Raw genomic sequence first — 20,191 nt, 5'->3', positions numbered from 1 at the left:
ACATGCCCGAGCGGACGCGCAATCTTCGCCCGGTGCGGGAAGTGACATCCCCGTCGCTGCAGTACCGCACCATCCACGGCTACAAGCGGGCCTTCCGGATAGCGGGGTCCGGTCCGGCGATCCTGCTGATCCACGGCATCGGCGACAATTCGACGACCTGGGCGCCGATCCACGCCAAACTGGCTCAGCGCTTCACCGTGATCGCCCCGGACCTGTTGGGGCACGGCAAGTCCGACAAGCCGCGCGCCGACTACTCGGCCGCTGCCTACGCCAACGGCATGCGCGACCTGCTCAGCGTGCTCGACATCGAGCGGGTGACCATCGTCGGGCACTCTCTGGGCGGCGGTGTGGCGATGCAATTCGCTTACCAGTTTCCACATTTGGTCGACCGGCTGATCCTGGTGGGCGCCGGGGGCGTCACCAAGGACGTCAACATCGCGCTGCGGTTCGCGTCGCTGCCGATGGGCGCTGAAGCCTTGGCGCTGTTGCGGCTGCCGATGGTGCTGCCGGCGGTTCAGTTGCTCGGCCAGCTGGCCGGCCGCGCGCTGGGTTCGACGGCCATCGGCCGCGATCTGCCCAACATGTTGCGGATCCTGAACGACCTGCCCGAGCCGACCGCCTCGTCGGCGTTCACCCGCACGCTGCGAGCGGTGGTGGACTGGCGCGGACAGATCGTCACAATGCTGGACCGATGTTATCTGACCGAAGCCATCCCGGTGCAGATCGTCTGGGGCGAAAAGGATTCCGTGATCCCCGTCCAGCACGCCTACATGGCCCACGCCGCGATGCCCGGCTCTCGGATCGAGATATTCTCCGACGCCGGCCATTTCCCCTTCCACGACGACCCGGCCCGGTTCCTCGACGTCGTGCAGCGATTCATCGACAGCACCGTGCCCCCCGAATACGACCAGGCCGCGCTGCGGGAACTGCTTCGCTCCGGTGGCGGCGAGCGCACGATCACCGGGCCTGCCGACACCCGAGTCGCGGTGCTCAACGCCATGGGAGCCGACGAGCGCAGCGCAACCTAGGTCAGAAGCTTCATGACCGTCGACGTGACCGTGCTGCGGGTCTTCACCGACTCCGACGGCAGGTTCGGCAACCCGTTGGGGGTGGTGGACGCCGACGTGGTCGATGCCACCGAACGGCAGCGCGTCGCAACCGAATTAGGTTACAGCGAAACGGTTTTCGTCGAGATGCCGACCGCCGATTCCACTTCGGCTCAGGCCACCATCTACACACCGCTAATCGAGCTGCCCTTCGCCGGCCACCCGACCGTCGGCGCGTCGTGGTGGTTACGCGAACGCGGATTGCCGGTCAACACTCTGCAGGTGCCGGCCGGCCTGGTGCAGGTGAGCTACGAGGACGATCGCACCGCCATCGAGGCACCCGCGGAGTGGGCACCCGACTTCGCCATCCACGATCTGGAGTCACCGGACGCGGTCGTGTCCGCCGATCCCGCCGACTACTCCGACGATGTCGCGCACTACCTCTGGGCCTGGGCCGACCGGTCCGCCGGGGCTGTCCGGGCCCGGATGTTCGCCGCCAACCTGGGAGTGGCCGAGGACCAGGCAACCGGTTCGGCGGCCATGCGGCTGACCGACTACCTGAGCAGGGATCTGGTGATCACGCAGGGCAACGGATCGGTGATCGAAACCCGCTGGAGTCCGCGAACATGGGTCCGGATCGCCGGCCGCGTCACCGAAGACACTGTGCGACAGATCGATTGACGCGCACGCCGGTCAGGATTTGCGGTGTAGCACGGCCGACAGATGATGCTGCACGGGTTGACCGACCGCACCCATGCGCAGCGAATAGGACAACTGGTCGCCGTCGATTCGCAGGGAACGCCCAAGGGCGGTTACGTGTTTGGCTGTCGGCGTCAGACCGATATCGGAGGTGACCGTCTCCATTTCGATGACGTCACCGCTGACCGAGTAGTTACCGACCTCGATCTCGGTGACACCGCTGGGATGCGCCAGCACCAGCTCGAGGTGACCGCGTTGCGGCACCCGCAGATAGCCCGTTTCGGCGTGCAGCGGCTTCCCGTCGGTGACCGCCCTGGTCTTTTGCCCGTAGATCAGGAATGGCTTGCCGACGTGGGAGAACACCACCTCTTCGAGATATTCGAAGGGTTCGATCGTCGGATACTCACCGGAACCCTTTCCCGCCCAAGTACCCAGCAGCGGGGCCAGCTCGGCCAGTTCGGGGTGCAGTTCCGGCGTCACCGATGCCTGCTCAGTTGGGCGCCGACACGTTACGGTGAGCCCGCAGTGCCTCGATCTCGCGCTCGAAATCGTCTGCGGACGAGAAGGATCGGTACACCGAGGCGAAGCGCAGGTAGGCCACCTCGTCGAGGTCGCGCAGCGGACCCAGGATGGCCAGGCCAACCTCGTTACTGGGCACCTCCGGCCCGGCGGCCCGCACGGCATCTTCCACCTGCTGAGCCAGCAGGTTCAAGGCGTCATCGTCCACCTGGCGCCCCTGGCAGGCCCGCCGAACACCGCTGATGACTTTCTCGCGGCTGAACGGCTCGGTGACGCCGCTGCGCTTGACTACCGCGAGCACCGCGGTTTCCACGGTGGTGAACCGGCGTCCGCACTCCGGACAGGATCGACGACGACGAATTGCCTGGCCTTCGTCGGTTTCCCGGGAGTCGATCACTCGGGAGTCGGGATGCCGGCAGAACGGGCAATGCATGGCCGCTCCTTCGCCGCGCTGACGTTACGGGGTCCGCAGAACACCCCGAGAGTACCCGTGCGCCGCTCAGCCGGGCCAATGCGCACGCTAGGAGTAGATCCTCCTCGATCTCTGGTAGTGGAAAAGCGCTGGTGCGCTTACCTATTCAAGCTGCGGCGGCGATGGACGTCAGCCGACCGGCGCGATCAGTGTCTGCCCCGCCGAGACTGACCCCGAGTCCAGCGCGTTCAGGTCGCGGATGCGTTCGACGACGTCGTGAACGGGCGCGCCGGGAGCGACCCGGGCGGCCAGGTCCTGCAAAGACTCCCCCGGCTCGACTCGCACCACGGCCAATGCGGCAGGCATCTTGCTCGTCGACTCGGCCGAGTCACCGTTGATGATGCTGCCGAAGTTCGCCATCAGCCCCAGCCAGACGGTGATGACCCCGGCGAGGAGAGCCAGGCCGATCGTCGTCCGCACGCTGACCGGCCGGCGGTGGTGCGTGGCGGTGGACCGAACGACGCCGGTGCCGTAGTACTGCATCGGCGCACCGGCGGGTCGGGGCCGGCCCCGGCCGGACCGACCGGTTGCGCCCCGCCCGATAGGAGGGAGACTCACTGGCGGGCCTGTTGACAGGCCTGTTCAGCGGGCTCTGCGTGCTGCCGTTGCGGTGCGGACCCGCGTAGATGAGTGTCATGCCGTTCCCTCCGGTCGACTACATATCGCTCGTGTGTTCGACACTAGTCGCTCATGTGTTCGATATCCGAACATTTGAGCGAGGCGTGTCGCACGAGCAAAACGGTAGAGCACACCACCGACAGGGTTTAGTCGGTGCAACCAGCTGGTGACTGTTAAATACCCGATCCATCGGTAAGTTACACACTTGTGATTCGACGAATTTGCGCAGATCGACGCGCCCGATCCGGACCCCGACGCGCCGGTCGAACACATGTTTGATTCTTGACGCGGATGCGGTTACATTCGGAGCCATGAGCGACAGCAACGACACCTCGGGCTTGCACGCGGTCGACAACGCGCTGACTGAGCGGCAGCGCACCATCCTGGAAGTAATCCGCTCCTCGGTGACCACCCGCGGGTATCCGCCGAGCATCCGCGAGATCGGTGACGCGGTGGGCCTGACGTCGACGTCGTCAGTAGCACATCAGCTGCGCACCCTGGAGCGCAAAGGTTACCTACGCCGCGACCCGAACCGACCGCGCGCGGTTGACGTGCGCGGCGCCGATGACGCAGTGACACCGCCGGTTACCGACGTTGCCGGTTCCGACGCATTACCAGAACCCACCTTCGTCCCCGTTCTCGGACGGATCGCCGCAGGCGGTCCTATCCTCGCCGAAGAGGCCGTCGAGGACGTCTTCCCGCTGCCGCGCGAGCTGGTCGGGGAAGGGACGCTGTTCCTGCTCAAGGTTGTCGGTGAATCGATGGTCGAAGCCGCGATCTGCGACGGCGACTGGGTGGTCGTGCGTCAGCAGAACGTCGCCGACAACGGTGACATCGTGGCCGCCATGATCGACGGCGAAGCGACCGTGAAGACGTTCAAGCGGGCCGGCGGTCAGGTGTGGCTGATGCCGCACAACCCCGCGTTCGATCCCATTCCCGGTAACGACGCGATCGTGCTCGGCAAAGTCGTCACCGTTATCCGCAAGGTCTAACCCGGCGCCGGCGCGAGCGCTTAATCAGCTCGCACGAAGCCATTGGCTCGGGCAGCGTCCTCGGTGGCGAACCAGATTTCGGCCAAGGTGTCGTGGTACAGCACGCTGCTGGGCGTGTAGTACAGGCCGAACCGGGCGCTGGCCTTGATCGGATAGCCGTCCGGCGCGCGATACGGGTCATCGTCAAGCGGCAGATGGATGGTGGGACGCACTGCGGCGCTGCCCGCGGGCACTGCCACCGGCGCCTCGGCCCGCGGCGCAGCCGCATACGGCGTATCGGCCTCCGCGGTGTACCCGGCTGGCTCCGCAGCTGCATGCCGGCCCGTCCGAACCTCGGGGACGGGGGCGGCCTCCGGCGGAGACGCGAAGTCCGGCGACTCCTCGTCGGCGGGTTCGGTCTCGTCGGTTTCGGCATATGTGGATTCGGTGTAGGCGGACTCCGCAGCTGCGTTTTCGGCGAAAGCGTGTTCGGCGAAAGCGGATTCGGCAGCAGCCGATTCAGTATCGGCGGGTTCGGCGTCGGCGTAGAAGTCGTTCAGGTACTCATCGTCCGGGAAGCTCTCCGGCACATCGCTTTCCAGCGCATCCACTTCCGGCACGCCGATGCCGGGCAAGTGCGTCTGCGGCACCATGACGTCGGTTTCGAAAACTTCCGGCGTGACGGGCTCGGCGGCCGCCGGTTCCTCCACGATCAACTCGCCGGAGGCACTGCGCGTCACGATCGGAATCGGAGTGGTGCCCACCGCGTCGGGATCCTCGTCGTCGCCGAACTCCGCGAGCTCCCCCGACTCGTAACCCTCGTCGCCCACAGCCGCATATTCGGCGAATTCGTCGTCATACTCGTCGTCGAGGCGCGGCTCAGCGTCGGCAACGTCGCGATCGATGTCGCCGCCGACGTCCCGGCCGGGCTCCGCGCCGCCGACCAGCCCGCCCCGGGACCAGCTGACCCGCCCGGCCGGACCGGAGTCGGCATGCTCCTCGAACTGCTCGTCGACGGGCGGGAATCGCTCGGAACCGTAGTCGATGTCGTCGTGCCCCCAGGGCACGTCGGCGCGGGGCTCGTAGCCGGCGCCCACATCGAGTTCCGGTTCTCGTTCGTACTCGGGTACAACCTGGCCGGCGGCGCGGCGACGGCGCATGCCCACCAACACCAATACGAACATCAGCAGGAGCAGCAGCACCGGTACGGCCGCGACCAGCCACCACCAGTGGAAGGTGAACTTCTTAGCCGGCGGCGGGGACGCGGAGTTACTCGGCTGGTTCTGCCCCGCGACCTGCAGGCCGGACAGCAACGGCGCCAAGTTCGACGGATCGGTGCTGAAGGCGTTCTTGGCGCGGTTCCACGAGATCTTGCCGCCGGTGAACTTCTGCGACACCACGTCGCCGTCCATGGTCTGGTCCCCAACGGGGGCGCCGAGTTTCCCGGTGGGGCCCTTGAGCTTGTCCCACGCGGCCTTCATGGCACCGCGCACCACGAACGCGCCGTGATCGGGCGTCCAGAAGATCACCGGCTTGTCGGCGGCGGAGAATGTCGCGATCCGGCTGGCGGGCGTGATGCCGCCGTCGGCCTCATTGGCGGTGGGAAAACCCAGGTCGCTGCTGACCGGTCCCCCGACCGCCTCGTACTTCTGCAGAATCGGCCCTTCGACCGCATTGGCTCCGGTGGCCGGGCTGAAGAAAATCTTGCCGCCGTTGAAGTCCTGGACGATCCCGTCGCCGCCGATCGGATATTGACCGCCCTTCTTGGCGCCCAATGGGCCGTTCGCTCCGCCGGCGGCGCGCCAGGACATGTTGATGGCTGCCGTGGGGTCGATCGCTACCTGCAGGCCCTTGAGCTGCTCGGCCAGGGTCGCGGGATTGGTGGTGAACTCCTTGGTCTTGCGGTTCCAGGACACCTCGCCACCGGTGAACTTCTGGGAGGTCACCTCGCCGTCGTAGGTTTCGTCACCGATCGGGGCGCCCAGCACGCCGCCCGAACTGCCCAACTTGTCCCACGCCGCGTTGAGCGCGCCGCGAACCACGAACGCGCCGTGGTCGGGGGTCCAGAAGATCACCGGGTTGTCGCTGGCGGCGAAGGTGCTGACCCGGCTGTCGGGTCCGGCCAGGCCGGGAACCTCGTTGATGGTCGGGAAACCCAGATCGCTGCCTGCCGGACCGCCCAGCGCCTCGTACTTGGCCAGGATCGGTCCGAACATGTATTTGGCGCCGGTGGCCGGCGTGTAGAACATCTTGCCGCCGTCGAATTCCAGTGCGAATCCGTCCCCGACGGGATATACGTCGCCTTTGCGGGCTCCCAGCGTCGACGTGTCGCCGCCGGCTTTCTCCCAAGCGGCCATCATGGCCGCCTCGGCATCGCCGATCGGGGACGCCGAGACGGTCGGCGCCATCAGCGTGACGGCCAGCGCAGTAGCCGCCAAGCCGAGTAACGCCCGCCCGAACAGCCTGCTCAATTGACCTCTCTGCCCGTTCACCAAGCCTCCCAGCCGATGCCCTGCCCACCTGGCGAGCCGGCGGATTCACCGCCGTGGGCCGTTTCCCCGCAACGGTCCGCATCGTCGCCGGGCTCGCATTACTTTGCTCTTGCGAACGAGAAATGCGAAGTCAAATTGTAGATATTACGGAAACGGATACCGAGCCGATGTCGAAATGATGCCGTGCCGCGCTCGTGTCGCGAACACGCGGCGTGCGGAACTCCCGGGCGAGCTGGGGTGGCGAGGGGACTTTGCCGATGCCTGGGCGGAGGTCAGACGCCTAGGCCGCGGCCGATGATCTCTTTCATGATCTCGGTGGTGCCGCCGTAGATCGTCTGCACCCGAGCATCGAGATACGCCCGGGCGACCGGGTATTCGCGCATGTAGCCGTACCCGCCGTGCAGCTGTAGGCACCGGTCGATCAGCTGGACCTGCTTCTCGGTCGAGTACCACTTAGCCATCGCGGCCTGCTCGGCCGTCAGCTTGCCTTCCAGGTGCAGCGCCAGGAACTGGTCGACCATGATGCGCACCACGGTCGCCTCGGTGGCCAACTCGGCCAGCAGGAACCGGCTGTTCTGGAAACTGCCGATCGGCTTGCCGAACGCCTTGCGTTCCTTGGTGTACTGCAGCGTCTGTTCGAGCACGGTTTCCATGGCGGTGGCCGCCATCACCGCGATGTTGATCCGCTCCTGGGGCAGGTTCTGCATCAGGTAGATGAAGCCGAGGCCCTCCTCGCCGAGCAGGTTCTCGACGGGCACGTGCACATCGGTGAACGACAGCTCCGCGGTGTCCTGGGCGTCCAAACCGATCTTGTCCAGGTGGCGGCCCCGCTCGAAACCCTCCATGCCGCGCTCGACCACCAGCAGGCTGAAGCCCTGCGCACCCTTCTCGGGGTCGGTCTGGGCGACCACGATGACCAGGTCGGAGTTGATGCCGTTGGTGATGAACGTCTTCGAACCGTTCAGGACGTAGTGGTCGCCCTGCTTGACCGCCCTGGTCTTGATGCCCTGCAGGTCACTGCCGGTACCCGGCTCGGTCATCGCGATCGCGGTGATCAGTTCGCCGGTGCAGAACTTGGGCAGCCAGCGCTGCTTCTGCTCTTCGTTGGTCAACTTCAGCAGGTAGGGCGCCACGACGTCGTTGTGCAGACCGAACCCGATGCCGCTGTAGCGTCCGGCGGTGGTCTCCTCGGTGACGATGGTGTTGTAGCGAAAATCCGGATTGCCGCCGCCGCCGTACTCCTCCGGGACGGCCATCCCGAGGAAGCCCTGTTTGCCGGCCTCCAGCCATACGCCGCGGTCGACGATCTTGGCTTTCTCCCATTCCTCGTGATGAGGCGCGACATGGCGGTCCAGAAAGGCCCGGTAGGACTCGCGGAACAAGTCGTGCTCGGGTTCGAAAAGCGTGCGCTGGTATTTGACGGCACCGCTCATGCGTGCGACCTCCGGGTAGCGAAAATTTGGCAGACCTGCCACCAACATATACCAACCGGGCGGTTGGTCGGCGGCAGGCGTGGCCGGACGCCCCGACGGCTGATCGCAGCGGTCAGGCCCCCCGACCGAAATCGTGCAGGGTGGCGGCCAGAGCCGCCGGCACCCGGGCCTTGATCCGCGTGCCGTCCGCCTGATGCTCCGCCTGCTGCACCCGACCCTCGGCATGCAGCCGGGCGACCAGGTCACCGCGCTCGTAGGGGATCACCACGTCCACCGCGGCGTCGGTCGGACCCACGAGTTCGGCCATCCGAACACGCAGCGCGTCGATCCCCTCCCCGGTGCGCGCGGAGACGAAGACGGCGCCGGGCAGTTCGTGACGCAACTTGGCCAGCATCAGGCCGCTTGCCGCGTCCACCTTGTTCACCACCACCAACTCCGGTGGCGCCGCGGTGTCGTGGTCGGCGATGACCTCGGAGATCACCTGCCGAACCGCGCTGATCTGGGCCAGCGGGTTGACGTCGGAGCCGTCGACGACGTGCACCAGCAGGTCCGCGTCCACCACCTCCTCCAGAGTGGACCGAAACGCCTCGACCAACTGGGTGGGCAAGTGCCGCACGAACCCGACGGTGTCGGTGAGCACGTACGGCCGGCCGTCCTCGAACTCGGCGCGCCGCGTCGTGGGCTCCAGCGTGGCGAACAGCGCGTCCTGGACCAGCACTCCCGCCCCGGTCAGCGCGTTGAGCAGGCTCGACTTGCCGGCGTTGGTGTACCCGACGATGGCGATCGACGCCATGTCGGCGTGCAGCCGGCGACTGCGCTGGGTGTCGCGCACCTGCTTCATCGCCTTGATGTCGCGGCGCAGCTTGGACATCCGCTCGCGGATGCGGCGCCGATCGGTCTCGATCTTGGTTTCACCCGGGCCGCGCAGGCCCACCCCACCACCGCTGCCACCGGCGCGACCGCCGGCCTGCCGCGACATCGACTCACCCCAGCCGCGCAGGCGCGGCAGCATGTATTCCATCTGCGCCAGCGCTACCTGTGCCTTGCCCTCCCGGCTGGTGGCGTGCTGGGCGAAGATGTCCAGGATCAACGCGGTGCGGTCGATGACCTTGACCTTGACGGCCTTCTCCAGCGCCGTCAGCTGGGCCGGGGACAGCTCGCCGTCGCAGATCACCGTGTCGGCGCCGGTGGCGATCACCACTTCGCGCAGCTCCTGGGCCTTGCCGGAGCCGATATAGGTGGACGGGTCGGGGCGGTCGCGGCGCTGAATGAGGCCTTCGAGGACCTCGGAGCCAGCGGTTTCGGCCAGCGCCGCCAGCTCCTCCATACTGGCCTGGTTGTCGGCTGAGGTCCCCTCGGTCCACACGCCGACCAGCACCACCCGCTCCAGGCGCAGCTGCCGGTATTCGACTTCGGAGACGTCGGTGAGTTCGGTCGACAGCCCGGCGACGCGGCGCAGCGCGGATCGATCTTCGAGCGCGAGCTCACCGAGGCTGGGTTCTGGAATGCCCGTTTCGGGCGAATCTGGATAATTCATAAGCGCTTTCGATGGTGGCACGTCGCGGGCGGCGATGCACCTGAATATCAGGCCGGTGAGTCCCACCAGGCGTCGTCGAGCTCGCCGCGGGCCACCAGCACCGACGGCCCGCGCAGGAAGCTGGTGGCCTCGGTGACGGTGACGACGACGTCGCCGCCGGGAACGCGCACGGTCAGGGTTCCGGTCTGCGCACCCTCGGATGCCAGCGCCGCGACGGCGGCCGCGACCGTTCCGGTGCCGCACGACCGGGTCTCGCCGACACCACGTTCGTGGACGCGCATGGTGACCATGCCGTCGGCGGGGGCGGTGAGAACCTCGACGTTGACACCTTCGGGGAATTGCGCGGTATCGAAGGTGACCGGCGCCGCGACGTCCAGGGCGGCCAGCGCGGTGGCGGTCAGTTGCGGATCGACGCACGCCAGGTGCGGGTTGCCCACGTCGACCGCCACTCCGGCGAATCGCCTGCCGCCGACCGTAGCTTCGCCGCGGCCGAGCACATTCGCCTTGCCCATGTCGACGGTGACGTCGGCGTTGGTCTGGTCGACGTGGTGCAGGGTCACCGGCCGGGGTCCGGCCAGGGAGCCGACCACGAACTCGTCGCGCGTCTCCAGCCCGCTGGCACGCAGGTAGTGGGCGAACACCCGCACGCCGTTGCCGCACATCTGCGCGGTCGAGCCGTCGGCGTTGCGGTAATCCATGTACCAGTCGCCGGGGCACACGCCATCGGGCAGCCGATCGAGCACGCCGGCGGCCTGCGCGGCCCCGGCGGTGGTGACCCGCAGCACACCGTCGGCGCCCAGGCCGCGGCGCCGGTCGCACAACGCGGCGACCTTGGCGGCGGGCAACCCCACCCGGCAATCGACGTCGGGCAGCAGCACGAAGTCGTTCTGGGTGCCGTGACCCTTGGCGAAGAACACCGGATCAGCCTACGAACTCAGCCTGAGCGTTGCCAGGCCCGCAGCGTTTGATCGACCGCGTCGGCCGCGGTCGCATCGATCCAATGCACGCGGTGGTCGCGGCGAAACCACGATCGTTGCCGTCGCACATAGCGCCTGGTGCCGAAAAAGGTCTGCTGCTGCGCGTCGTCGAGTAGTTCGGCGGTTCCGCCGGCGTCCAGTGCCTCGATGACTTGCGCGTAACCCAGCGCGCGGGCGGCGGTGACGCCGTCGCGCAGGCCGCGACCGAGTAGCGTCCGCACCTCGTCGACCAACCCTTCGGTGAACATCAGCTCGGTGCGCCGCGCCAGGCGTTCGTCGAGAATCGTTGTGTCACAATCCAACCCAACGATCGCGGTGTTCCACCGGGGGACACCGATGCGCGGCGCGGACGCGGCGAACGGCTGCCCGGTGAGCTCGATTACCTCCAGCGCCCGCACCGTGCGCCGGCCGTCGGTGGGCAGAATCGCCGCGGCCGCGACGGGATCCCGGCGGGCCAGTTCGTCGTGCAGCCGGGCCACCCCGATCTCGGCCAGCCGTTGTTCCCAGCGGGCGCGTACGGCCGGATCGGTCGCCGGGAAGGACCAGTCGTCCAGCAGGGATTGGATGTAGAGCATCGACCCGCCGACCACGACCGGGACGGCCGCCCGGGCCCGGATCGCCTCGATGTCGGCGACGGCCGCCTGCTGATAGCGGGCAACGGTGGCGGTTTCGGTGACGTCGAGGACGTCGAGCTGGTGGTGCGGGATGCCGCGGCGCTGGGCGACCGGCAACTTGGCGGTCCCGATGTCCATGCCGCGGTAGAGCTGCATCGCGTCGGCGTTGACGATCTCCGCCGCGCCGCCCAACCGGTCCACGACGTCGAGCGCAAGTTGCGATTTGCCGGTGCCGGTCGGGCCGATGATCGCCAGCGGTCTCATGGTTGCCAGACACCGGCGAAGTAGCCCACCCCGTAGGGCGCCCCCCGGTAGAGCTCCTTGGCCGACCGCGGTCCGGGTTCGGCCAGACCGGCCAGCACCTGGAAGGCGACCCGACCCAGGACCCGGTCCGGCAGCCGGGCCAGGGCGCCGATGTCACCGGCGGCGAGCGCATCGTCGAGGACCAGCTGCGGAGGGGCGCCGCTGGGGTCGTAGCCGCCGGGCGCGCTCGGGGTCAGGGTGTTCACGCCGTCGGCGACGACCAGCACACCGATCGGCTCGGATTCGCCGTCGATCTCAATACGCAACCGGCGCCCGCACGCGAGCGCGCCGGCGGGGTCCCGGTCGGCGGCATACGCCCGGACCTGCACGCTGCCGTCAGGTCGGGCCCGGCCGCGGACCCACCCAGCCAGCAGCGCGCACAACGGCAGGTCGGTCGGCTGGCGGCTTCCCGGCGCGAGAGCCACGGGTACGTCGACGCCGAATCCCGCGAAGGTTCCGGCGCACTCCGGGCCCAGGGTGGCGTCGGTGCCCGCAATGCCCACGGCGATCCACCGGGCCGGCAACACCGCGGCCGCGGCCAGTACCGCCGTCCGCAGCTCACTCGTCTCGGCGGCGGCCGCCCCAGCCAGGTCCGGGACCAGCACCGGCGCGGAAGGGACGATCGCGATCGCGCTCAGCACGCCACCAAACTAGCTGGACGTCACCCAGTCGTCGGCCCCCACGCCGGCTCCTCGGCCGCGATGACGGGAGCGGCGGGTCGGGCCGGGGCGGTGGGGGCTTCAGCTTCGGCTTCGGCCTCGGCCTCGATCGTGGCGGCCTCGCCGCGAGCCAGCGCCACCGTCGCGGCGATCACCATGGCGACGGCCGCACCCAGGCCGACCCACTCGAAGCCGTCGGCCCGCAGCGTCTCCCCCAGGACCGTGATACCCAGCACCGTGGCCACCACCGGCTTGGCCACCGTCATCGTCGGCAGCGATGCCGTCAGCACGCCGGCGCGGAACGCCGACTGCTGGAAAATCATCCCGCACAGCATCATCACCAGCCACGGGATGAATTCCGGCGCGCTGATCGCGGCCAAGAAACCCCGCGTGTGCAGCACGTCGACGACGCCTTTGGTCAGCACGGCGAACAAGGCCAGCGAGGAACCCGCGACGAAGGCCAGCAGCACCGCTGCCTGCGGGCGGCCCGACCACACCTTTGCCGCGATCACACAGGACACCAACAGCGGACCCATCACCACGGCCACGATCAGCCACGTCGACAGCGGTGCCCGGTCATGTCCGGCCGTCGGGTCACCGACTGAGATGACCACCGCCAGAGACGCGGCCAGCACACTCGCCCAGATCCACTCCGACCGGGTGATGCGGTGGTGGGTCAGGCGCGAGTAGATCGGCAGAGCGAACAGCAGGGCCGTCACCTGCAGCGCCGTCACCAGCATCACCGACGCCCAGATCAGCGCCACCGCCTGCAGGCTGTAGTTGAGGATGGCGCACAGACCGCCCGTCCACCAGCGCGCGTCACGCAGGGACATGCCGAACAGCTTGAGATGGCCGACCTGCTCGTCGGTGATCTCGTGCGCCGAGCGCTGGCGGATCACGTCGCCCGTCGCCGAGGCCAGCGCCGCGAACAGGGCGATGATCCCGGCGATCGCAACCATTGACATGGGTGACCCTCATTCCCAACTTCGCCGCCAGCGTCCCCCCGTCAGGTCTACGGACACCTGATATTCGCTGGCAGTTCAACCAATACTGTATGGCTCTGCAGAGACACTGAACAGTGCTGCGGCCGGTCGCCAATCCGTTTCGCGCCCTTGGAAACCTCCCGACGGTTACCTCGCCCCAGAGCCTTGCCAGCGAAACTTCAGCTCCGCCCAGAGCCGGTTATGTGGCGGCTGTGAGAATGCTCCGCGCCCGCCGACGTCCCCTCGTTACGGTACCCGGCCGCGAGCAGTCCCCGCCGGGTGCAATCCAACGGGAACCGATTCGTTACGCACCCTGTCACGGCGGGAAAAAGCATCGGTGCCCAAAGGTGGCCGCGTACCGCCTGCCAAACTGCTTGAATACTGGTGGGGAACCGGTCGGCAGAGCACCAGAGCTGCCGGTCGTCTTGGGTGCCGCTTCGCGCGGCAGCTGCGCGGGATCTCGACCGCGTGACGGAGAAGGATAGGTGACGAGCGCAATGACGGGTGACCAGCCCAGCGGCAACGACTCAGCAGGGTCGATCAGTGAAACATCCGCCAGGCCGGTACCCGGCCCGCGCCCAGGTCCCGGGCCCCGGCCCGGTCCGGCGCCGGGTACCCGACCCACGGTCACCCACCACGTGTCCAAGCACCCGCCCAGCGATCCGCACAAGTTCGGGCGGGTCGACGACGACGGCACCGTATGGCTGATCACCGCGTCCGGCGAGCGTGTTGTCGGCTCCTGGCAAGCCGGTGACCCCGAAGCCGCGTTTTCCCATTTCGGGCGGCGTTTCGACGACCTGAGCACCGAAGTCTCGCTGATGGAAGAGCGGCTGGTGTCCGGCACCGGGGATCCCCGCAAGATCAGCGCCCACGCCGCCGCACTGGCCGAGACGTTGCCCACGGCTGCGGTGCTCGGCGACGTGGACGCGATCGCCCGCCGGCTGGACGATATCCAGGCGCGCATCGACGTGTACGTCACGGCGCACCGGTCCAGGCGCGAAGAGCATCGGATCGCCCAGACCGCCCGCAAGGAGGCGCTGGCCGCCGAGGCGGAGGAGCTGGCCACCAACTCGACGCACTGGAAAGTCGCCGGCGACCGGCTGCGGGCCATCCTCGATGAGTGGAAGACGATCAGCGGGCTGGACCGCAAGGTCGACGACGCGTTGTGGAAGCGCTACTCCACCGCGCGGGAGACCTTCAACCGGCGGCGCGGTTCCCACTTCGCCGAACTGGACCGGGAGCGCTCGGGCATCCGTGCGGCCAAGGAGCGGCTCTGTGAGCGCGCCGAAGCGCTGTCCGACTCGACGGACTGGGCGGCCACCAGCGCCGAGTTCCGCAAGCTGCTGACCGAGTGGAAGGCGGCGGGACGCGCCAGCAAGGACGTCGACGACGCGCTGTGGCGCCGGTTCAAGGCCGCTCAAGACACGTTCTTCAAGGCCCGCAACGCCGTCACCGCGGAAAAGGACGCCGAGCAGCGGGCCAATGCCGCCGCCAAAGAGGCCCTGCTGGCCGAAGCGGAGAAGATCGACACCAGCAATCACGACGCCGCGCGCGCCGCGCTGCGCGCGATCGCCGACAAATGGGATGCGATCGGCAAGGTGCCGCGGGAGCGGTCCGCCGATCTGGAGCGGCGGCTGCGGGCGATCGAGAAGAAGGTGCGTGACGCAGGCGAGTCGGACTGGGCGGACCCGCAGGCGCAGGCCCGCGCCGAGCAGTTCCGGGCCCGCGCCGAGCAGTACGAACAGCAGGCGGCCAAGGCCGAGGCGGCGGGCAAGACCAAAGAAGCCGATCAGGCCAGGGCCAACGCCGAGCAGTGGCAGCAGTGGGCCGACGCCGCGGCCAAGGCGCTGACCCGCAGGTCCTAGCGTTCGTCGGGCTCGGGGCTTTCGGGGTCGGTCGGCTCCGCGGGCGGACGGCCCAGGACGGTGTTGGACTCCAGCTCGCTGACGACGCGGCGCCGTTCCTGCTCGGCGGCCAGTTGCACGATGGTGCGCTGCCACACCACGCGGGCCCAGTGGAAGGTCAGCAGGATCACGGTGATCCAGGAGACGAACAGGCCGATGCCCGGGCCGGGGTGGCCGAGCGGCACAGTCTGGCGCGACCAGACGGCCAGCATGCCGGCGCCGCTGGCCAGCGCCGAGCCCGCCAGTGCCACCCACGCCACCGCCCAGCGCCGGGTCAGCAACGCCAGCGTGGAGAAGCCGATCCCGAACACCAGCGCCAGCCACTCGAAAACCCGCAACGGCAGCGCGACCACCGCCTGGGCGGCGCCGTGGGTGTTGAACAGCAAATCCCAGCCGCGGACGCTTCCGGTGTGCGGCAGGACGAACGAGCTCACCAATACGAACACCAAGATCGCCACGACCAAAGCCCTTGCACCAGGATCGATTTCACGTGCCACACGCCGCTCGGCGTCCTCGATCTCGGACCGGTAGGCGTCGAAATCCGCCACGTCTGTGTCTCCGTTCATCTGCTCATCGACCGAAGCCGGGTTGACCGCATCCGGCCGGTTGGGCCGGGGCGAGCGGCAACCCGACCGCGGGCATGCCGAGGCCGACCCCGCTGCTCGGTTTGCGGCCCGCGGCGTGCGCGTCTCCGGCGCGGGTGCGGCGATGGCTCAGGACGCCGGCATCGGCAATAAGGTGGTGCGGTGCGGCGTCGGTAACTCGCACGGTAACGATGTCACCGGGGCGCACCTGGTCGGTTCCCGACACGCGCCCGGTCGAGTCGACCGCCTGGGTCCGGTCGCTGGTGGCGAAGTGGACCAGCCTGCCGTCGCGCGCCCGGCCCGTCATGCGTGCCGTGCTGGCGTCCTTGCGTCCCTCCCCGGTGGCGACCAGAAGTTCGACGGTTTGGCCGACCAGGGCGCGGTTGTGCTCGAGGGAGATCCGCTCCTGCAGGTCGACGAGACGCAGATAGCGTTCCTGCACAACGGCTTTCGGTAGCTGATCCGGGAGTTCAGCGGCGGGGGTGCCGGGGCGCTGCGAGTACTGGAAGGTGAATGCCGCCGCGAATCGAGCCCGGGCCACGACGTCGAGGGTGGCCTGGAAGTCCTCCTCGGTCTCGCCGGGAAATCCGACGATCAGGTCGGTGGTGATGGCGGCATGCGGCATCGCCGCCCGGACCCGTTCGATGATGCCGAGGTAACGCTCGGCGCGGTAGGAACGGCGCATCGCGCGCAGGATCCGATCCGATCCGGACTGCAGCGGCATGTGCAGCGCCGGGCAGACATTCGGTGTCTGCGCCATCGCCTCGATCACGTCGTCGGTGAACTCGGCGGGGTGCGGTGACGTGAACCGGACCCGCTCCAGGCCGTCGATGTCGCCGCAGGCCTTGAGCAGTTCGGCGAAGGCGCCGCGGTCGCGGGGTATCGCGGGGTCGGCGAAAGAGACGCCGTAGGCGTTGACGTTCTGACCCAGCAGGGTGATTTCCAGGACGCCGTCGTCCACCAGTGAGCGCACCTCGGCCAGAATGTCGGCGGGACTGCGATCGACCTCTTTGCCCCGCAACGACGGGACGATGCAGAACGTGCAGCTGTTATTGCAGCCCACGGAGATGGAAACCCAAGCGGCATAAGCCGATTCGCGAGCACTCGGCAGCGAAGACGGAAACTCCTGCAGGGCCTCGGCGATCTCCACCTGTGCCGCGTTGTTGTGCCGGGCGCGTTCCAGCAGGGTGGGCAGCGAGCCGATGTTGTGAGTGCCGAAGACGACGTCGACCCACGGCGCCTTGTGCAGCACAACGTCGCGGTCCTTCTGCGCCAGGCACCCGCCGACGGCGATCTGCATGTCGGGGTTGCTGCGCTTGCGTGGCGCCAGGTGACTGAGGTTGCCGTAGAGCTTGTTGTCGGCGTTCTCCCGGACGGCGCAGGTGTTGAACACGACGATGTCGGCCTCGGCCTCGTCGGCCGCGCGCTGGTAGCCGGCCGCCTCGAGCAGGCCCGCCAGTCGCTCGGAGTCGTGGACGTTCATCTGGCAGCCGTAGGTACGCACCTGGTAGGTCCGCGCCGACGCTGCGGAAACGGCGTCACTCGCCGCGCCCGCAACGCCTGGTACCACCGTCGAAGTCACGGGGTAATGGTACGGGGACCGCCGCTGACCGGAGGAACCCGCAGCTCACGGCAGCCCCCGCAGCCGGGTCGGCTAGACCCGCCGACGCTCCCGTTCGGCGGCCAACTCGGCCAGCACCACCTCGCACGCGACGGTCTGGCTGTACCCGCGGCGGGCCAGCAGCCCGACCAGCCGGCGAGTCACCTTGATGTCGTCGTCGCCACCCAGCACCTCCCGGCGCAGCCGAGTCCGTATCAGCTGCTCGGCTTGCGCCCGCTCGGCACCGGCATCGATCCCGCCGAGCACCCCGGTGATCACCTCGTTGTCCACGCCCTTGGTACGCAGCTCAGCAGCCAACGCGCGTTTGCTCTTACCCGCGTTCGCCCGCCGCGACCGCACCCACTGCTCGGCGAAGTCCGCATCGTCAACCAGCCCGACGGCGGCCAGCCGGTCGAGTACCCGGTGGCTGACCTCGTCGGGATAGCCCTTCTTGGCCAGTTGGCCGGCCAATTCGGCCCTGGTACGTGCTCGCGCGGTGAGCAGGCGCAGGCACAATGCCCGCGCCTGCTCTTCGCGGCGAGACGACTCAGAAGTCGACGGGGGCGGGCAGGACGCTGTCATCGGTCACCACTGCACCAATGCCGAGCTTTTCCTTGATCTTCTTCTCGATCTCGTTGGCCACTTCGCTGTTCTCCATCAGGAAGTTGCGGGCGTTCTCCTTGCCCTGGCCGAGCTGTTCGCCCTCGTAGGTGAACCAGGCCCCGGCTTTGCGGATGAAGCCCTGATCCACTCCCATGTCGATCAGCGAACCTTCCCTGCTGATACCCCTGCCGTAGAGGATGTCGAACTCGGCCTGTTTGAACGGCGGTGACACCTTGTTCTTGACGATCTTGACGCGGGTGCGGTTGCCGACCGCGTTGGTGCCGTCCTTGAGCGTCTCGATCCGCCGCACGTCCATACGCACCGACGCGTAGAACTTCAGCGCCTTGCCGCCGGTGGTCGTCTCAGGACTCCCGAACATGACTCCGATTTTTTCGCGCAGCTGGTTGATGAAGATCGCCGTGGTGCCCGAATTGTTAAGCGCACCAGTCATTTTCCGCAGCGCCTGACTCATCAGCCGGGCCTGCAGCCCGACGTGGCTGTCACCCATCTCGCCTTCGAGCTCCGCGCGCGGCACCAGTGCCGCCACCGAGTCGATGACCAGGATGTCCAGCGCACCCGAACGGATCAGCATGTCGGCGATCTCAAGTGCCTGCTCCCCCGTGTCCGGCTGGCTGACCAACAGCGAATCGGTGTCGACGCCGAGCTTCTTGGCGTAATCCGGGTCCAGCGCATGCTCGGCGTCGATAAACGCCGCGACGCCGCCGGCTGCCTGGGCGTTGGCCACCGCGTGCAGTGCCACGGTGGTCTTACCCGAGGACTCCGGGCCGTAGATCTCGATGACCCGGCCACGGGGCAGGCCGCCGATGCCCAGCGCGACGTCCAGCGCGATGGACCCCGTCGGGATGACTGAAATCGGCTGACGCACCTCGTCGCCGAGGCGCATCACCGAGCCTTTGCCGTAACTCTTCTCGATCTGGGCCATCGCCAGTTCGAGAGCCTTCTCGCGGTCAGGGGCTTGTGCCATGGTGCCTCTCCTGTAGTCGGTGTTCGGTGACCGGTATTGGTCGGTTGGCTGTGACACTAGAGAGGGCCACCGACAAGTCGAGATCTCCGAATGCCAACACACTAGCCGAACACCTGTTCGACTCCACTTTCGACACGCCGCATAGGGCGATTTCGCCGGAAAGGCACCCGGAAACCCATGGACATCGCCGCCGAACTCGCCGAGATCTCCACCTATGGAGGATTTTTCGCCGTGAAAGTGGGCGGCGACCCCACGGGCTGGCATCCCGTCACCACGTCCTACACCGACGGCTTCACCGATCTGATCGATGTCACCAACACGCGCCTGGCCAGCTCCGAGCCGCGAATCGGCGCTTCGCTGGTGCACCTGGCCCACGCCGCTCGGCTGTGGTCACTCGTGTTGGCCTGTGTGCTGGCCCACGGCGTGCTGCCCGACCTGACCGACCTGCAGCGCGCCGACGACAGCGCCCAACTGCGGCTGCCCGAACCCGTCGGCGAAACCGTTCCACCCGATCCCGAACTCTTGTATTGCGTCGTCGTGCAGGACCACATGGAGCGGTTTGCCGCCGGCCTGCGGGTCAATCTGGCACCTGGCCTGCGCTCCGGCAACATCGCCTCGGCGCTCACCGGAACCGCGCGAATGCTGCTCGCGGCGCGGCCCGATCTCCGGGGGCCGATCACCCGCACCACTGCCGCCCTGCTGGATATCGGCGAACTGGCCGGAACCGGCGAACTCGTCGGCCCCGATCTGGGCTTCCGGCGCAACAGCTGCTGTCTCTACTACCGCGTGCCTGGCGGTGGCAAATGCGGCGACTGCGGGCTTTGACGGCTTGAGTTCCCCGCCGAGAGTCACGCCAGCGTGACGTTCGGCGTCGAAGTCTGCGCCAGCGTGACGTTCGGCGGAAAGGCAGGGAGTTGGGCGCCAGCGTGACGTTCGGCGTCGAAGTGTGCGCCAGCGTGACGTTCGGCGAAAAGGGAGCAACATCACCACTGGTCGCGCGGGACGTCGAAGTCCGCGCACAGCGCCCGCCACACCTCACGCGGCTCGACGCCGTCCTCGATCGCCTGCGCGGCCGTGCGCCCGCCGAACCCGGTCAAAACGTGGTCGACCAGCACCGATGCGCCGTAGGCGGCGCCAAAGCGCAGCACCACCCGCTCGTTGAACTCCGTCAGCCGCACGCCAGCCAAGATAC

20 protein-coding genes are annotated in these 20,191 nt (G+C 67.9%); 5 read left to right on the top strand and 15 right to left on the bottom strand.

The annotated features are described in order from the left end of the window. The first annotated feature begins 2 nt into the window (after positions 1-2). Positions 3-1,028 carry an alpha/beta fold hydrolase gene (locus MKCMC460_RS11570; protein ID WP_238305745.1) on the top strand — a complete coding sequence of 342 codons (1,026 nt, stop codon included), beginning with the start codon at positions 3-5 and terminating at the stop codon, positions 1,026-1,028. 12 nt (positions 1,029-1,040) lie between these two features. After that, on the top strand, positions 1,041-1,727 hold the full coding sequence (locus MKCMC460_RS11565) for a PhzF family phenazine biosynthesis protein (RefSeq protein ID WP_238305744.1): 687 nt from the start codon (positions 1,041-1,043) through the stop codon (positions 1,725-1,727). Between the two features lie 12 nt (positions 1,728-1,739). Here MKCMC460_RS11565 and MKCMC460_RS11560 read toward each other — a convergent pair whose 3' ends face one another. From MKCMC460_RS11560 to MKCMC460_RS11550, 3 genes are all read right to left on the bottom strand, one after another. After that, a complete protein-coding gene (locus MKCMC460_RS11560; RefSeq protein ID WP_236976403.1) occupies positions 1,740-2,225 on the bottom strand; it encodes a peroxynitrite isomerase in 486 nt (161 codons plus the stop codon). Positions 2,226-2,235: 10 nt separating this feature from the next. Further along, the gene (gene nrdR, locus MKCMC460_RS11555; RefSeq protein ID WP_236976404.1) at positions 2,236-2,697 is read right to left on the bottom strand and encodes a transcriptional regulator NrdR; all 462 of its coding nucleotides are present in this window, start codon (positions 2,695-2,697) and stop codon (positions 2,236-2,238) included. A gap of 168 nt (positions 2,698-2,865) precedes the next feature. After that, positions 2,866-3,219, bottom strand: a complete 354-nt coding sequence (locus MKCMC460_RS11550; protein ID WP_238305742.1) for a LysM peptidoglycan-binding domain-containing protein — start codon at positions 3,217-3,219, stop codon at positions 2,866-2,868. 446 nt (positions 3,220-3,665) lie between these two features. Between MKCMC460_RS11550 and lexA the strand changes: the two genes are divergently transcribed. Beyond that, positions 3,666-4,346 carry a transcriptional repressor LexA gene (lexA, locus tag MKCMC460_RS11545; RefSeq protein ID WP_236976406.1) on the top strand — a complete coding sequence of 227 codons (681 nt, stop codon included), beginning with the start codon at positions 3,666-3,668 and terminating at the stop codon, positions 4,344-4,346. 20 nt (positions 4,347-4,366) lie between these two features. On the opposite strand, the gene MKCMC460_RS11540 is transcribed toward lexA, so the two are convergent. The 7 genes from MKCMC460_RS11540 to MKCMC460_RS11510 form a co-directional block, all read right to left on the bottom strand. Continuing rightward, complete coding sequence (locus tag MKCMC460_RS11540; RefSeq protein WP_238305740.1) at positions 4,367-6,817, bottom strand: LGFP repeat-containing protein; 2,451 nt, start codon at positions 6,815-6,817, stop codon at positions 4,367-4,369. Between the two features lie 272 nt (positions 6,818-7,089). Next, positions 7,090-8,250, bottom strand: a complete 1,161-nt coding sequence (locus MKCMC460_RS11535; RefSeq protein ID WP_238305738.1) for an acyl-CoA dehydrogenase family protein — start codon at positions 8,248-8,250, stop codon at positions 7,090-7,092. 112 nt (positions 8,251-8,362) lie between these two features. Beyond that, complete coding sequence (hflX, locus tag MKCMC460_RS11530; protein ID WP_238305737.1) at positions 8,363-9,787, bottom strand: GTPase HflX; 1,425 nt, start codon at positions 9,785-9,787, stop codon at positions 8,363-8,365. 47 nt (positions 9,788-9,834) lie between these two features. Beyond that, positions 9,835-10,704, bottom strand: a complete 870-nt coding sequence (gene dapF / locus MKCMC460_RS11525; RefSeq protein ID WP_236976410.1) for a diaminopimelate epimerase — start codon at positions 10,702-10,704, stop codon at positions 9,835-9,837. Positions 10,705-10,721: 17 nt separating this feature from the next. After that, positions 10,722-11,642 (bottom strand): tRNA (adenosine(37)-N6)-dimethylallyltransferase MiaA, encoded by a 921-nt coding sequence (gene miaA / locus MKCMC460_RS11520; protein WP_236976411.1) that lies wholly within the window; start codon positions 11,640-11,642, stop codon positions 10,722-10,724. Further along, on the bottom strand, positions 11,639-12,322 hold the full coding sequence (locus MKCMC460_RS11515; protein ID WP_238305735.1) for a hypothetical protein: 684 nt from the start codon (positions 12,320-12,322) through the stop codon (positions 11,639-11,641). The genes miaA and MKCMC460_RS11515 overlap by 4 nt, the downstream gene beginning before the upstream one ends. Positions 12,323-12,342: 20 nt before the next feature. After that, a complete protein-coding gene (locus MKCMC460_RS11510; protein ID WP_236976412.1) occupies positions 12,343-13,305 on the bottom strand; it encodes a DMT family transporter in 963 nt (320 codons plus the stop codon). Between the two features lie 515 nt (positions 13,306-13,820). Between MKCMC460_RS11510 and MKCMC460_RS11505 the strand changes: the two genes are divergently transcribed. Further along, entirely contained in the window at positions 13,821-15,188 is a 1,368-nt protein-coding gene (locus tag MKCMC460_RS11505; RefSeq protein ID WP_236984244.1) for a DUF349 domain-containing protein, read from the top strand. Here the strand turns inward: MKCMC460_RS11505 and MKCMC460_RS11500 are convergent. The 4 genes from MKCMC460_RS11500 to recA form a co-directional block, all read right to left on the bottom strand. After that, positions 15,185-15,793, bottom strand: coding sequence for a hypothetical protein (locus MKCMC460_RS11500; RefSeq protein WP_236976413.1), 609 nt, complete (start codon positions 15,791-15,793; stop codon positions 15,185-15,187). The two genes, MKCMC460_RS11505 and MKCMC460_RS11500, sit on opposite strands and share 4 nt — an antisense overlap. Positions 15,794-15,797: 4 nt before the next feature. Next, the gene (gene miaB / locus MKCMC460_RS11495) at positions 15,798-17,393 is read right to left on the bottom strand and encodes a tRNA (N6-isopentenyl adenosine(37)-C2)-methylthiotransferase MiaB (protein WP_370653111.1); all 1,596 of its coding nucleotides are present in this window, start codon (positions 17,391-17,393) and stop codon (positions 15,798-15,800) included. Between the two features lie 72 nt (positions 17,394-17,465). Then, entirely contained in the window at positions 17,466-17,993 is a 528-nt protein-coding gene (recX, locus tag MKCMC460_RS11490; RefSeq protein ID WP_236976414.1) for a recombination regulator RecX, read from the bottom strand. Then, a complete protein-coding gene (recA, locus tag MKCMC460_RS11485) occupies positions 17,959-18,999 on the bottom strand; it encodes a recombinase RecA (protein ID WP_236976416.1) in 1,041 nt (346 codons plus the stop codon). Before recA ends, recX begins: the two co-directional genes overlap by 35 nt. Positions 19,000-19,176: 177 nt before the next feature. On the opposite strand from recA, the gene MKCMC460_RS11480 reads away from it, so the two are divergent. Then, complete coding sequence (locus MKCMC460_RS11480; RefSeq protein ID WP_236976418.1) at positions 19,177-19,824, top strand: (2Fe-2S)-binding protein; 648 nt, start codon at positions 19,177-19,179, stop codon at positions 19,822-19,824. Positions 19,825-19,982: 158 nt separating this feature from the next. Here the strand turns inward: MKCMC460_RS11480 and MKCMC460_RS11475 are convergent, their stop codons facing one another. Further along, a complete protein-coding gene (locus MKCMC460_RS11475) occupies positions 19,983-20,189 on the bottom strand; it encodes a DUF3046 domain-containing protein (RefSeq protein WP_236984248.1) in 207 nt (68 codons plus the stop codon). Between the last annotated feature and the right edge of the window lie 2 nt (positions 20,190-20,191).

The organism is Mycobacterium sp. 20KCMC460, assembly GCF_022179425.1.
In the GTDB taxonomy this organism is placed as follows: domain Bacteria; phylum Actinomycetota; class Actinomycetes; order Mycobacteriales; family Mycobacteriaceae; genus Mycobacterium; species Mycobacterium kiyosense.
This window is presented reverse-complemented; position numbering and strand designations above follow the sequence as displayed.